Source organism: Nioella aestuarii, from assembly GCF_050896395.1.
Lineage (GTDB): Bacteria > Pseudomonadota > Alphaproteobacteria > Rhodobacterales > Rhodobacteraceae > Nioella > Nioella aestuarii.
The window spans coordinates 49,099-62,209 of the sequence record NZ_JBPBBA010000007.1 but is presented as its reverse complement, the minus strand read 5'-3'; the positions used below and the strand labels follow the sequence as shown (position 1 = coordinate 62,209).

Sequence of the window (13,111 nt, the reverse complement as noted above, 5' to 3'; positions counted from 1 at the left end):
AAATCACCTTCGCTTGCACAAGACCGGCCTTCGGTTTAACTGCCTGAAGCTACTCCCCCGTCTCCCCCCGCAACCGCTTCACCTCCCCCCGCGCCTTCTTGGCCTTGAGGCGCCGCTCTATGCTGCCCTTGGTGGGTCGGGTCGGGCGGCGTTTCTTGGGCGCCACCGTTGCCCGCCCGATCAGCTCCGCCAGCCGGTCCCGCGCGATCTCTCGGTTCCGCGCCTGGCTCCGCGTCTCCTGCACGAAGATCACCACCGCGCCGTCCTTGGTCCAGCGCTGACCGGCCAGTCGCCTGAGCCGCCGTTTGACCGGGTCGGGCAGGTTCGGGGACCGCTCCGCCTCGAACCGCAGTTCCACCGCCGTGGACACCTTGTTCACGTTCTGCCCGCCGGGGCCGGAGGCGCGGGTGAACTGTTCCGTCAGCTCCCAATCGGCGATGGTGATCTGGTCGGTGATCCTCAGCATGTCGTCTTTCCGTATGCACGGGGGGTGTACAGGGGGTGCACGGGGGGGTGTACGCATGGCACCCCCCCTTATTTGTTAACAGAAAAGGGCCGCCCGAGGGCGACCCTTTCCGAGAAATTAAGGAGGTGGGGTCGGTTAGACCAAGGCCCACCTGGGATGGTTTGCGCAGCTAAGGCTGCCTAGCCGCGTTCCTCCCAGCCTGTCCCGACGCACTTCTCCAATATCTCTCTCGACATGGGCACCTCCTTTCTGATTGTGAACTCGTACTAGGAGGGTGCCATAGATTTTGTGTTTGTCAAAAGTTTTTATGCAACTTGTGCTGTCAGTTTCGCCGTGAGCACCCGGAAAGGCACAAGTGCCACCAAAGCGAGCGAAAGTTTAACGAGCCAGTCTGCAACCGCCAGAGACACCCAAAGCGGGGCCTCGGGACCGGTGCCAAGCAGCGGCAGAACCTCACCGGCCCAGGACACATCGTTGCCCGGTTCGAGGAAGGTCAGCGTGCCCGAGAAGGCAATCGTAAAGAAGATCGCCGTATCCACCGAAGACCCAACCAAAGTAGACCCCAAAGGCGCCCGCCACCACGCGCCCTCGCGCAGGCGGTTAAAGACAGCGACATCAAGCAGTTGCGCAGTGAGGAAGGCGAGGCCCGAGCCCAAAGCGATGCGCAGCGTGACCAGCGGGCCGAACTCGCCCATGATCTGGGTTCCGATGAGCGAACAGATGACGCCCACGACGAAACCGGCAACAACAACTTTCCGAGCGGCGGCAACACCATAGACGCGGTTCATCACGTCGGTGACAAGGAACGCGATCGGGTAGGTGAAGGCCCCCCAGGTCAGCCATTGGCCGAAGAGAAATTGGACGAGGATGTTCGAGGCGACGACAACGGCCGCCATGGCAAGAATGCCGGGCAGATAAGAGCGGGTCATGTATATGGTCCGTTTTGACAAGGTAGCGGAGACTTGGCCCTGATCACCAGGGACGGCGCGCTTTAGCGCAGGCGGGGGGCGGAAGGCAAGCCCCGCGCCGTGGTAGAATTTTCTAGCTCATGACCTCTGCCACTGCTTTCGCGACCAGCGGAATGGTTTCCGGGGTCAGGCCCGCTACGTTCATCCGGCTGTCGAAAACAAGGTAGATGCCATGATCTTCCCGAAGGCGCTCCACCTCTTGCAAACTCGCGCCAAGTAGCGAGAACATTCCGCGATGCGCGGCAAGGAACGCAAAACGGTCGGACCCGGTGATGCGCTGCAATTCAGCGGCAAGCGCCTCACGGTTGGCCTGCATACCTTCGCGCATCTCGCGCAGCTCTGTCCGCCAGACGTCTGTCAGACCGGCATCCCCGAGGATCGTCTGCACAGCGCGCGCGCCGTGATCGGGGGGAAAGGCAAAGTTCTGGCGGTTGAGCCAAGCCAGCATACCACCGGTTGCCGTCGCGGCCTTGTCGTCACCGCAGAGCGCCATGGCGATCCCCACGCGGTCTCGATAGAGGCCAAAATTCTTGGAACAGGAGGCGGCAATCAGCATCTCGGGCACCATGCCGGCCAGCAGGCGCATCCCGGCGGCATCTTCCTCAATGCCCTGACCAAACCCCAGATAAGCCATATCCACGAAAGGAATTGCGCCGGTCGCAAGGCACAGATCGCCCATGTCACGCCAATCTTCCAGCGTCAGGTCCACGCCGGTAGGGTTGTGACAGCAGCCATGCAGCAGAATAAGGTCGCCCGCCTTTACAGCCGCAAGATCCTCCATCATGCCCGCCCGGTCCAGCCCGCCGGTTGCCGCGTCGTAGTAGCGGTATTCGCGCATGTTGAGGCCAAGATAGGTTATGATCGCCGGATGGTTGGGCCAGGTTGGCGCGCTGATCCAGACCGTGGCATCGGGCGTCAGGCGCTTGACCATTTCCAGCACCTGACGAACAGCACCGGTGCCACCTGGGGTGCCTGCCGCAGCCAGCCTGGTATGGGGCATTGAATCGTCAAAGAGCAGCCCCTTCATCGCGGCAAGATACCCGGCATCCCCTGCCAGCGCGACATAGCCCTTGCTGTCCTGCGTCTGCCAGACCAGTTCTTCCGCCGCCTTCACCGCCTTCATCACCGGCGTCTTGCCCTGGGGCGTCTTATAGACGCCAACACCGAGATCGACCTTTCCCTCCCGCGTATCCTCGCGGAACATCTGCATCAGCTGAATGATCTTGTCGGGTTGCGGGGCGGTCAGGGTCTCGAACATCTGTGCCTCTCCTCAGGCAGGGAATTGCGACGGGTCGCGGTCGCGGGTCAGGATGCGGGTGTGATCCTCGGTGCGGACAGGTGCAAACCCCATTCGCTTATAAAGGTCCAAGGCACGCGGGTGGTCCAGCGTACAGGTGTTGACCGTCATTTTCTTTACGCCATCGCGTGACCATCCGGTGGCGATTGCGGTGCGCAAAAGGGTGCCGCCGAAGCCGCCGCCGATGGCCTCGGGCACCAGCCCGAAATAGGCAAGATCACAGATGCCGGCCTTGCGCCAGTCAAGCTGGAAGAACCCGGCGGGCCAGCCATGTCGGTAAGCGACGTAAAGCGACACATCGGGGTGCTGAACGAAGGCCTTAACCGCCTCGGTGGTCTCGTTGAACTTGTCGACCCATTCATACATCCGCCCGACGGCATCGTAGAGGGACAGGAAGAACCAGACGGGCGGCTGTTCGCAACGCTCAAGCCGAACGTCATCCGGCAGCGCGGGCGCCGCGGCGGGGGCATCGGTCATTTCCAGGTACGTGATCGTATAGGCAATCTCGGTACCAGCAGGGATCTTGGTCATCCCACCTCGACTTTTAGCTGTTCGAACTGGCCCCATTCTGCCCAGGAACCATCATAGAGCGACCAATCCTTATGGCCGAGTATCTCGAGTCCAAGCGACAGGATGGCCGCCGTTACGCCTGACCCGCAGGTGGTGATGATACGCTTGTCCAGATCGACACCGCCGGCCTCAAACGCAGCGCGCAGGGCCTCGCCGCGTTTCATCGTACCGTCGGCATTCAGTAGGCTGGCGTAGTGAACGTTTTTCGATCCCGGAATGCGACCAGACCGCAGCCCGGCGCGCGGTTCGGCCTCTTCTCCCCGGAAACGGGCGGCGCTGCGGGCATCTACGATCTGCCAATCGCCGAGTTTGGCAGCAGCGGCAACCTGCGTGACGTCCTTGACCAGATGCGCCTGACGCTGCGCGGTCATGTGACGGTCGCGCATGATGGGGGGCATATCCTCGATCTCACGGCCTTCGGCCTGCCATTTGCGGATACCGCCATCCAGTACCGCGATATCGGTCTTGCCCATCAGCCGGAACAACCACCAGACACGGGCCGCAGAAAACAGCCCGTTGCCGTCGTAGACCACCACCTGATGCCCGTCGCCCACGCCCATAGCACGAAGGCGGCTCATGAATTTTTCAGGCGGCGGGGCCATGTGGGGCAGGTCACTGACGGAATCACTGACATCGTCGATATCGAAAAACCGAGCGCCGGGAATATGGGCGGCGTCATATTCGGCCTTCGCGTCCCGGCCCATATCGGGCAGGTAATAGGACGCATCAATGATCCGCAGATCCGGATCTTTCATGTGATCGGCAAGCCACTGGGTGGATACGAGGGTTTTGGGGTCATCGGCGGACATCGGCAGTCTCCGTCAGGCACGGGGTTTTGCTAGCCCTACGCGGGCCGGGGCCTGCTTTCAAGTGGGCGGGTTGTCAGCCCCGTTCGCGCAACAGCCGCGATTTCTGGCGTTGCCAGTCGCGCTTGGCCTCATCAGCGCGCTTGTCCTGGTTCTTCTTGCCCTTGGCGATGCCGATCTTGAGCTTCACGATGCCCTTATGGTTGAAATACATCACGAGCGGCACCAGGGTCATGCCCTGCCGCTGCGTGGCGTTCCACAGCTTGGACATCTCTTTCTTGCTGACCAGCAGCTTGCGGCGACGGCGTTCTTCGTGGCCCCAGGTCTTGGCTTGCGCGTAAGGGGCAACGTAGCTGTTGACCAGCCACAGCTCGCCCTCGTCCACAGCGGCATAGCTTTCGGCGATGTTCGACCCGCCCTGGCGCATCGACTTTACCTCTGACCCCTGCAGGATAATCCCGCACTCGAGGTCATCCTCGATGGCATAATCGTAGCGCGCCCGCCGGTTCTCGGCGATCACCTTGTAGTTGGGATCTGATTTCGTCTGTGCCATGACGCTGCGATATAGTCACTCAGGCGTCCGGGCACCAGCCCGGCGGTATGTCGATTGAAGCTTTCCACGGCTTTATGTCCAGCAGCGGCGTGTTGTCGTAGCAATCTATGGCATCAATGGTCAGCAGGCCGGTGTCGCGGTCGATCCCCTGCAGGATCACCACCGCCATCGCAATCGGGTTGGGTCGCGCCGGGGATCGCAGGGCGAAGGTGCCGCGCGTGCCATCTGTGTGGTGCGGGTTCTGCACGGCGATGTTCCGCGCCGCCTTGTCCATCCAGTAGAGCAGGACGACCGGTGTGCCGTCCTCCAACCCTTCAAGACAGGGGATGTAGGCAGGGGCGAGCTCGATTGTCGCCCCCTGCCCGGTTTCCCGCGCCTGGATCAGGTTCTTCGGCCCATGTCCCTTGGACCAGGGTGTGCGGATCCGCCCGATGAAGGTGACTCCCGCCTCGACCCGGTCAGCCGGATCAAAGGCCAGTGTCACCTCACCGTCGCGGATCCCACCCATCTCAGTTGATCAGGCCAGCGTGTTGCATCGCCGCCTTGATCGCGTCCTTGGTCCCGTCCGATACACCGACCAGCGGCAGGCGCACCTCGTCCGAGCAAAGCCCCAGAACCGACATGGCGTACTTTGCGCCACACAGGCCGGGTTCCATGAAGATCGCCTTGTGCAACGGCATCAGCCGGTCAGCGACCTGCAGCGCGGTGGCGTAGTCGCCCGCCAGCGTCGCGTTCTGCAAATCGGCGCAAAGGCGCGGTGCCACGTTGGCCGTAACCGAGATGCAGCCCACACCGCCCTGAGCGTTGAAGCCATGCGCGGTGGCATCCTCGCCCGAGAGCTGGCAGAAATCCGGCCCGCAAGTCATGCGGGTCCAGCTGACGCGCGCCAGGTCGCCGGTTGCGTCTTTCACACCTACGATGGATGGCAGCTTGGCCAGTTCGCCCATGGTGGCAGGCGTCATGTCGATGACGGACCGTCCAGGAATATTGTAGATGACGATCGGCAGATCACAGGCTTCGGTCAGCGCGGTATAGTGCGCGATCAGACCCGCCTGTGTCGGCTTGTTGTAGTAGGGTGTGACCACAAGGCCAGCATCCGCGCCAACGGCCTTGGCGTGCTGCAGGAAGCGGATCGCCTCGACCGTGTTGTTGGACCCGGCCCCGGCAATGACCGGAACACGACCCGCGGCGGCCTCGACAACGGCCTCGATGACCTGTTCATGTTCCTCATGCGTCAGGGTCGGGCTTTCGCCGGTCGTTCCAACGGGCACCAGACCGCTGCTGCCCTCGGCGACATGCCAGTCGACAAGTTTTTTCAGCGTGTCAAAATCCACCGCGCCGTCCTTGAACGGCGTGACCAATGCGGGCATCGAGCCTTTGAACATCACACGCTTCCTTTCATGTCTGGTATCGCCGGGATCGGCGGAGGATCGCGACCCCAAGGGCCGTCGCCCGCCTATTGCCAAGTATGTGAGTTGCAAGCAAGGGCTGAGGCCCTATCCTTGTAGGATAGTTTGAAACCGGTGATCCGATGCGACAATTTCTATTTGCGATTTTCCTTACCTGCGCGCCGCTTCCCGCGCTAGCGACGCCCGAGGCCCTGGCTGACGCCATCGAGGCGCTTGGCGACCGGGACTACCCGTCTGCTGCCGCGGCACAAGCCCGCGTGACCGACCCTGCCGCTGCCGATGTGGTGACATGGATCAGGCTCAGGCAGGGAGAAGGCGATCTGACCGAGTATTTCGATTTCCTGGCACAGAACCCCGACTGGCCCGGCCTGCCCTACCTGATCCGTCAGGGCGAACGGAATATCGAAGAAAACACATCGGCTAGCACCGTCATTTCCTATTTCGAAGATCAACTGCCCCAGACTGGGTGGGGGTCTTTGCGCCTTGCCGCCGCCCTGTGGGAGTCGGACCGCCGCGAAGAGGCAATGGCAGAAGCAATCCGCGCATGGACCACCATGTCGCTGTCCGAGGCGGAACACGACCAGTTCATGATCGACTGGCCCCGCACCCTGCGCACCCATCACGAGGCCCGGCTGGATCATCTGCTGTGGGAGAACGAAGCCACACAGGCCCGGCGCATGTACCCGTTGGTTAGCGAAGGCTGGCAGCGGCTGGCCGAAGCACGGCTGTTGCTGCGCGCGCGCCGCCCTGGTGTGGATGCGGCGATTGATGCTGTCCCCGCCGCACTGCGCGCTCATCCCGGCCTGGCATATGAACGCTTTGTCTGGCGGATTCGCGAAGGATTGACCAGCAGTGCCACAAGCCTGATTCGAGAGACCTCCAGCTCTGCCGAGGCCCTTGGGCGGCCCTCGGAGTGGGCCAATCGCAGGCGGGCCCTGGCCCGCGATCTGATGCGTGATGGTGAATTTCAGGCCGCCTACAGTGTGGCTGCGAACCATCACATCGACCCCTCCGTCGACTATGTGAATTACTCGGATCTGGAATGGATCGCCGGCTACACCGCATTGCGTATGGGAGATGCCGCAACGGCGGCCGAACATTTTTCTCACTTCACCGAAGCCGTTGAATCCCCGATTTCGATGGGGCGGGCAGGATATTGGCTTGGCCGTGCACAAGAGGCACTTGGCAACCGCGATGCGGCGGCTGAGGCCTATGCCCTGGGCGCGCGGTTCCAATCCAGTTTTTATGGACAGTTGGCAGCCGAGCGTGGCGGGTTGCCAACCGATCCGGCCTTTCTGGGGCGAGAGGATTTCGGCGACTGGCGGCAGGCATCTTTCGTTCAATCAAGCGTGTTCCGGGCTGCTTTCCGCCTGCTGGAGGCGGGTGAGATTGCCCTCGCCGAACGCTTCTGGACGCACCTGACCGAAAGCCTGACCCGGCAGGAGGCCGGACAGTTGGCCGCAATGGTGCTGGAACTGAATGAGCCGCATATCGCCCTGATGATTGCCAAACGCGCCGCCACAATGGGCCACGAAATCATGCGCGCGTATTATCCCCTGTCGTCGGACCTGATGGCCTATGACTTGCCGGTGTCTGACCGCTTGGTGCATTCCATTGCCCGACGCGAGAGCGAGTTTGACCCAAGCGTGGTCAGCCATGCGGGTGCGCTTGGGCTGATGCAGGTGATGCCACGCACCGGGCGCGAAATGGCGCGACGCCTCGGCGTGTCATTCAGTGAAACCCGAATGCATGACGACCCGGAATTCAACGCCACGCTCGGTGCGGAGTATCTGGATTTTCTGATCGAAGAGTTCGGTCCAAACCCAATTCTGATCGCCGCCGCGTATAATGCGGGCCCCAGTCGAGCAGAGCGCTGGATGGAGGCCTTCGGTGATCCGCGCGACCCGGATGTGGACGTGGTGGACTGGATCGAGTCGATCCCCTTCCGGGAGACGCGGAACTACGTGATGCGCGTGACCGAAAGTATGCGGATCTACGATGCGCTGCTGACCGGACGGCTGCCGGACCAGACCCTGACCGAGCTACTGCGGCAGCGCTAGCTCAGGATAAGGCATTTCAACGTGCCGTCGAGATGTCGACCGGCGCGGCCCGTCTGGCCAGAGGCAACGGCGCGCAGGTCGCATCAGGTGCTCCTCTCAGGCGCGTTCCCAATAGAACACGCCTCTGAGAAGCATTTGAACCAAGAGGAACGGATCAGGAGGCTTCCGCTTCGCGCGCCCGTGCCCGCCAAAGAGTGAACAGCCCCGCCGCAACAACGATTGTCGCGCCAAGGACAACATTCCACTCGATCCCTTCCCCGAACACCACGATCCCGAGGGACGCTGCGAAGACAAGTTGCAGGTAGGCGAAGGGCTGGACCGCGCTTGCCTCGGCCACCTCGTAGCACTTGATCAGAGTGAAGTGGCCCGCCGCCCCTGTAATACAGAGCAATCCCATCCACGCCCAATCCGAGCTCGTCATCGGCTCCCAGAACCAGATGCCAACAGCCGTCATCGCCACTGATCCAACCGTGCCGGTCCAGAAAAAGCTGGTCGCCGCGCTGTCCTTGCGGGCTGCAAAACGGGTCAGCAGACCATAAAGCGCAAACATCAGGGCCGACGCCAATGGAACGATCGCGCGCGGATCGAAAACACCGAAACCGGGTTCAAGGATGATGATCACGCCAATGAAGCCAATCCCGATCGCCGCCCATCTGCGCCAGCCAACGGATTCACCCAGGACCGGCCCGGATAGCGCCGCGATCAGCAGCGGATAGCAGGCAAACACGGCGTGGCTTTCAACCAGGCCCAATAGCGTAAACCCCAGAACCATCACGCAGATTTCCGTCACAAGCAGAATGGCGCGGAAACCCTGCAGGAAAGGTTGCTGCGTTGCCGCCGCAGCCCTTAATCCGCCCGCCTTGCGTGAGGCCACCGTCATCACGAAGGCTGCGAAGAACCAGTAGCGGATCATCACCACCATGAGCACGTTGTATTCCCCCGCCAGGTGACGCGAGATTCCGTCCTGCATTGCGAAGATGAAGGTTGTCAGCACCATCAGCCAGATGCCTGTCCGCGTGTTCTGCTCGCTCATGTCAGCCTGCCCGTACTCATGTGCCTCTTGCGGCCGTAGCCGGATGCGCGGGTCACGTCGAACCCGGCAGCGACAAGTGCGCGTCGCACATCGCCTGCCGCAGTATACGTGGCAAAGCTTCCACCGGTCGCAGTGTGGCGGCCAACCTCCAACATCAGATCAGCCCCCCAAAGTTCCGGGTTCTTTGCGGGAGAGAAGCCATCAAGGAACCATGCGTCCGCCTGCCCATCCCACGCGGGAAGGGTGGCGCGCGCGTCTCCCACGATCAGGTATATCTCTATATCCTCACGGATCAGCGGGCGCTTTGGATCAGCCAGCAATGTCGCAGTGTCCTCGGCAAAGGCTGCGGCTTCGGGGAAGGCTGCCAGCGCCTGAAGCGCGTCCTCGGGCGGCATCGGGAAAGCTTCAAAACTGGTGTATCGAAGGGGCCCCGATATACCTGCCTCCCGCCAGGCCAAACGCGCTGCAATCAAGTTCAGCCCGGTGCCAAACCCCAGCTCTGCGATGTGAAACCCCGGTGCAAAGCGCGCGGGCAGGTCATTGCCTTCAAGAAACACATGCCGCGTCTCTGCCAGACCGTTGTCGAGCGAGTAATAGGGATCGTCAAAGCGTTCCGAGACGGGCACGCCATTGTCTTTCCACAGGGTCCGGTCTGTCTGGGCTTTGGTCATGTGCTGACCTATGAAGGGTTCTGTCAGGTTCGGCAAGCGGGGGCAGACATGGTGGATGTGACGGTCAGAGGGGCGGGTATCTTCGGGTTGTCCGTGGCCTGGGCCTGCGTATCGCGCGGGGCGTCTGTCCGGGTGATCGACCCAAATGGCGTTGCGGCCGGGGCATCGGGCGGCCTTGTCGGCGCGCTTGCCCCGCATACACCCGAACGTTGGAACGACAAGAAAGAGCTTCAGTTTCAAAGCCTCGACATGGCCGAGGCGATGTGGGCCGAGGTGGCAGAAGTTGGCGGCGAGGACCCAGGCTACGCCCGCACCGGTCGCATTCAACCTGTCGGAGTGCTGGAAATCGCCACCGAACGCGCCCGCAATGCCGAGGAACTGTGGCGCGGCAAGTACAGATGGGAAATCCGCGATGTGCGCGACTTCGGCCCATTCGCGCCGGTCACGGCCTCTGGCCTTGTAATCCATGATACGCTGACCGGCCGCGCCCATCCGCGCAAGGCAACATCCGCCCTCGCTGCAGCCCTGCGCGCAAAAGGGGTGGAGATCACGGATGATGCAAAAGAACACGGCAAGATTGTCCACGCCACCGGCGCTTCGGGGCTGATTGCCCTGTCCGAGGAACTGGGAAAACCCGTTGGCACCCCCATCAAGGGCCAGTCCGCGATTTTCGACTATGACGCACGGGAATGCCCGCAGATCTTCGTCGATGGGTTGCACGTCATTCCTCATGCCGATGGCACCACTGCCATTGGTTCGACAACAGAACGCGAATTTGCCGACCCCTCCCGATGCGATGGCGGGCTGGACGATATTCTTGGACGCATCATTCGGCTTGTCCCGGTTTTGCGCGAACGCCCGGTGCTGGAAAGATGGGCCGGCCTGCGCCCACGCGCCCGGTCACGCGCGCCGATGCTGGGGGCCTATCCCGGTCGGCCGGACCACTTCATCGCCAATGGCGGCTTCAAGATCGGCTTCGGCATGGCCCCGATCGTGGGCCAATTGATGGCCAACCTCATTCTCGACAAAGAAGACACCATTCCCGAAAGCTTCCGGGTCGACGCCTCAATGCCAGGCACCTGATCCTTCTTCTTTGCCCAAATACTCCAGCCGGAGGCAGTCCGCCCCCACCACCGGGCCACCACTCGGACCCGGTGAACCGACCTCTTCACTTGCCCGTGGCAACACGGCTCTTCGAGGCCTCCCGCGCAAGCGGGGGGTTGAGAAGGGGCGTTCGCGGGTCGGCGTCGAAGACGACGAAACCGCCGGGATCAAACCCGCTCAACGTCCTTTCGCAGCTCCTCCATTAGCTCCGTCAGAACCGCCTCGTAGCGCTCATTTATCAATCGCCCACCCTCATCGAACTGGCCCGAACAATTGCCCACCAGAACCTCCGGGCCCGTCAGCAGCCTCGGGCGAAACGGCGTCAGGCACAGGCGCAACGTCCATTGAGTCCGCTCCCCGCCGGCCCGGCCACCCGTCGCCGCCATGATCGCAATCGGCTTGTCCCGCCATGGGCTCCCCTTAGTGCGGCTGACCCAGTCGAGCGCGTTTTTCAGAACGCCGGACAGGCCCTTGTTATATTCCGGGCCCGAAATCACCACCGCATCCGCACCGGCAATCTGATCGGACAGTGCCTGAACTGAAGCGGGAATGCCTTCTCCCTCCTCAAGGTCGCCATCATAAAGCGGCAGACGCAGATCAGCCTCCACATATTCCGAGGGATCGTAAATCCGCACCGCCTCTCTCAGCAGTTTTCGATTATAGGACCCCGCCCGCAAAGACCCACAGATGCCCAATAGCTTGCCCGATGCCATGCTCGATACTCCAACTGATCAATACATCTTCCATGCAGAGTATCTAACGCGCAGGCAATGAATAGCCACAGGAACGCACAGGTACCTTGCGCAATGTCACTGGGCCTCAGGCAGCATCCGCACTTCACGCTGTGGGAAGGGGATGGAGATGCCATGCTCATGGAACGTGTCCCACAGGGCGAGGAACACATTGCCCCGGATATTGGTCAGCCCGCCGGTCGGATCCTGGATCCAGAAACGCAGCACGTAGTCCACCGAGGAATCGCCGAAGCCCACAATATGACAGACCGGCGCCTTGATGGTCAGCACCCGATCCACGCTCTTCGCCGCATCAATCGCCAGTTGTCGCACCTTGTGGGGGTCGTCGGTGTAGGACGTTCCAAAATGGATGTCGAGCCGCACATAGGCATCGGAATGCGACCAGTTCACGACCTGGTTGGTGATCAGATCTTCATTCGGGATCAGATATTCCTTACCATCCCGCGTCACCACGCTGGCATATCGGGCACCAAGCGTATTGATCCAGCCGAACGTGTCGCCCAGGCTGATCACGTCCCCGGGTTTGATCGACTTGTCCAGCAGGATGATGATGCCGGACACCAGGTTTGACACGACTTTTTGCAGACCAAAGCCAAGCCCAACACCAATCGCACCGGACAGGAAAGCCAGCCCGGTCAGGTCCACGCCAACAGCGTTCAGGCCAACGAACAGGGCAGCGCCGTAGAGCAGCACCTGCACCGCCTTGACCACAAGAACCCGCATCGAAGGCGATATGTCCTCGTTTCTCTGGATCCGCGTCGCGGTGGTCTTCGACAGGAACCGCGCCCCTATCAGCAGGGCCGAGACCAGCACGAAGCCCTGAACAACCAAGAGCAAGGACAGTCGCATCCCTTCGCCAAGGTCAAATCCGATGCTGTCCAACAGCGTCGCCGCCTCATCCGTCAGGCTGGTGATCGACAGCGTGACATAGATCCACGCTCCATAGCGCAGAATCGTTCGCATGATCGGGGAATGCACAAAGCGGGTCACAAAGGTAACGATCAGCCAGGCAGTGGCCAGCCGTGCGATAATGCCCAGAAGATAAGACCGACTCGGCCAGGTCATCTCTCGCATGATCCAGACGGTTGCCCAGATCAGCAGGACAAAGAAGATCCCCATGATCCGTTTGTGGATGAAGGCAAGGATTCGCATCCGCCACATCGGCCAGCCCTGTCGCGCTGCCATCCAGGCGCGAATCCGCGGCCCGAACACCTTGCGCAGCAGCCACGCAGCCAGCAAAAGTCCCGCCGCAATCGCCAGCTGATACGCATTCCAGGGGCGCAGCAGGCTTTGCAGGAACTCGTGCAGTTGTTCAATCAGGTTCAGCCCGATGTCGGTCACGCTGTCAGCCGCCACTGCCGGGGCGTCGTTGTCCGGTGTGGCTGGCAATGGCGGAACGGTTTCCTCGGGCTCCATGCCTGT

At 61.7% G+C, this 13,111-nt stretch carries 14 protein-coding genes; 2 read left to right on the top strand and 12 right to left on the bottom strand.

Annotated elements, in window-relative coordinates:
- Positions 1-49 precede the first annotated feature (49 nt).
- The 8 genes from arfB to dapA form a co-directional block, all read right to left on the bottom strand.
- A complete protein-coding gene (gene arfB / locus ACROHD_RS06640) occupies positions 50-466 on the bottom strand; it encodes an alternative ribosome rescue aminoacyl-tRNA hydrolase ArfB (RefSeq protein WP_432676597.1) in 417 nt (138 codons plus the stop codon).
- A 305-nt stretch (positions 467-771) separates the two neighbouring features.
- Entirely contained in the window at positions 772-1,395 is a 624-nt protein-coding gene (locus ACROHD_RS06635) for a queuosine precursor transporter (protein WP_432676596.1), read from the bottom strand.
- A 112-nt stretch (positions 1,396-1,507) separates the two neighbouring features.
- A complete protein-coding gene (locus tag ACROHD_RS06630) occupies positions 1,508-2,692 on the bottom strand; it encodes an amino acid aminotransferase (protein WP_432676594.1) in 1,185 nt (394 codons plus the stop codon).
- Positions 2,693-2,704: 12 nt separating this feature from the next.
- Positions 2,705-3,262 carry a GNAT family N-acetyltransferase gene (locus ACROHD_RS06625; RefSeq protein WP_432676593.1) on the bottom strand — a complete coding sequence of 186 codons (558 nt, stop codon included), beginning with the start codon at positions 3,260-3,262 and terminating at the stop codon, positions 2,705-2,707.
- A complete protein-coding gene (sseA, locus tag ACROHD_RS06620; protein WP_432676592.1) occupies positions 3,259-4,110 on the bottom strand; it encodes a 3-mercaptopyruvate sulfurtransferase in 852 nt (283 codons plus the stop codon). Before sseA ends, ACROHD_RS06625 begins: the two co-directional genes overlap by 4 nt.
- Before the next feature lie 73 nt (positions 4,111-4,183).
- On the bottom strand, positions 4,184-4,660 hold the full coding sequence (gene smpB, locus ACROHD_RS06615) for an SsrA-binding protein SmpB (protein ID WP_432676591.1): 477 nt from the start codon (positions 4,658-4,660) through the stop codon (positions 4,184-4,186).
- 19 nt (positions 4,661-4,679) lie between these two features.
- Positions 4,680-5,168 carry an SAM-dependent methyltransferase gene (locus ACROHD_RS06610; RefSeq protein WP_432676590.1) on the bottom strand — a complete coding sequence of 163 codons (489 nt, stop codon included), beginning with the start codon at positions 5,166-5,168 and terminating at the stop codon, positions 4,680-4,682.
- A gap of 1 nt (position 5,169) precedes the next feature.
- Positions 5,170-6,045 (bottom strand): 4-hydroxy-tetrahydrodipicolinate synthase, encoded by an 876-nt coding sequence (gene dapA / locus ACROHD_RS06605; protein ID WP_432676589.1) that lies wholly within the window; start codon positions 6,043-6,045, stop codon positions 5,170-5,172.
- A gap of 146 nt (positions 6,046-6,191) precedes the next feature.
- Here dapA and ACROHD_RS06600 point away from each other — a divergent pair, with 146 nt between their 5' ends.
- Complete coding sequence (locus ACROHD_RS06600; protein WP_432676588.1) at positions 6,192-8,129, top strand: lytic transglycosylase domain-containing protein; 1,938 nt, start codon at positions 6,192-6,194, stop codon at positions 8,127-8,129.
- Between the two features lie 154 nt (positions 8,130-8,283).
- Here the strand turns inward: ACROHD_RS06600 and ACROHD_RS06595 are convergent, their stop codons facing one another.
- Together ACROHD_RS06595 and mnmC2 are read right to left on the bottom strand one after the other, a co-directional pair.
- Entirely contained in the window at positions 8,284-9,162 is an 879-nt protein-coding gene (locus ACROHD_RS06595) for a DMT family transporter (protein WP_432676587.1), read from the bottom strand.
- On the bottom strand, positions 9,159-9,833 hold the full coding sequence (gene mnmC2, locus ACROHD_RS06590; RefSeq protein ID WP_432676586.1) for a tRNA (5-methylaminomethyl-2-thiouridine)(34)-methyltransferase MnmC2: 675 nt from the start codon (positions 9,831-9,833) through the stop codon (positions 9,159-9,161). The genes ACROHD_RS06595 and mnmC2 overlap by 4 nt, the downstream gene beginning before the upstream one ends.
- Between mnmC2 and ACROHD_RS06585 the strand changes: the two genes are divergently transcribed.
- A complete protein-coding gene (locus tag ACROHD_RS06585) occupies positions 9,834-10,916 on the top strand; it encodes an NAD(P)/FAD-dependent oxidoreductase (RefSeq protein ID WP_432676585.1) in 1,083 nt (360 codons plus the stop codon).
- Between the two features lie 188 nt (positions 10,917-11,104).
- Here the strand turns inward: ACROHD_RS06585 and ACROHD_RS06580 are convergent, their stop codons facing one another.
- Together ACROHD_RS06580 and ACROHD_RS06575 are read right to left on the bottom strand one after the other, a co-directional pair.
- On the bottom strand, positions 11,105-11,650 hold the full coding sequence (locus ACROHD_RS06580) for an NADPH-dependent FMN reductase (RefSeq protein WP_432676584.1): 546 nt from the start codon (positions 11,648-11,650) through the stop codon (positions 11,105-11,107).
- Between the two features lie 96 nt (positions 11,651-11,746).
- Positions 11,747-13,105 (bottom strand): mechanosensitive ion channel family protein, encoded by a 1,359-nt coding sequence (locus tag ACROHD_RS06575; RefSeq protein WP_432676582.1) that lies wholly within the window; start codon positions 13,103-13,105, stop codon positions 11,747-11,749.
- Between the last annotated feature and the right edge of the window lie 6 nt (positions 13,106-13,111).

Coding starts and splice junctions, on each gene's coding strand:
- arfB (WP_432676597.1), bottom strand. CDS start 466: ATGCTGAGGATCACCGACCAGATCACCATCGCCGATTGGGAGCTGACG.
- ACROHD_RS06635 (WP_432676596.1), bottom strand. CDS start 1,395: ATGACCCGCTCTTATCTGCCCGGCATTCTTGCCATGGCGGCCGTTGTC.
- ACROHD_RS06630 (WP_432676594.1), bottom strand. CDS start 2,692: ATGTTCGAGACCCTGACCGCCCCGCAACCCGACAAGATCATTCAGCTG.
- ACROHD_RS06625 (WP_432676593.1), bottom strand. CDS start 3,262: ATGACCAAGATCCCTGCTGGTACCGAGATTGCCTATACGATCACGTAC.
- sseA (WP_432676592.1), bottom strand. CDS start 4,110: ATGTCCGCCGATGACCCCAAAACCCTCGTATCCACCCAGTGGCTTGCC.
- smpB (WP_432676591.1), bottom strand. CDS start 4,660: ATGGCACAGACGAAATCAGATCCCAACTACAAGGTGATCGCCGAGAAC.
- ACROHD_RS06610 (WP_432676590.1), bottom strand. CDS start 5,168: ATGGGTGGGATCCGCGACGGTGAGGTGACACTGGCCTTTGATCCGGCT.
- dapA (WP_432676589.1), bottom strand. CDS start 6,045: ATGTTCAAAGGCTCGATGCCCGCATTGGTCACGCCGTTCAAGGACGGC.
- ACROHD_RS06600 (WP_432676588.1), top strand. CDS start 6,192: ATGCGACAATTTCTATTTGCGATTTTCCTTACCTGCGCGCCGCTTCCC.
- ACROHD_RS06595 (WP_432676587.1), bottom strand. CDS start 9,162: ATGAGCGAGCAGAACACGCGGACAGGCATCTGGCTGATGGTGCTGACA.
- mnmC2 (WP_432676586.1), bottom strand. CDS start 9,833: ATGACCAAAGCCCAGACAGACCGGACCCTGTGGAAAGACAATGGCGTG.
- ACROHD_RS06580 (WP_432676584.1), bottom strand. CDS start 11,650: ATGGCATCGGGCAAGCTATTGGGCATCTGTGGGTCTTTGCGGGCGGGG.
- ACROHD_RS06575 (WP_432676582.1), bottom strand. CDS start 13,105: ATGGAGCCCGAGGAAACCGTTCCGCCATTGCCAGCCACACCGGACAAC.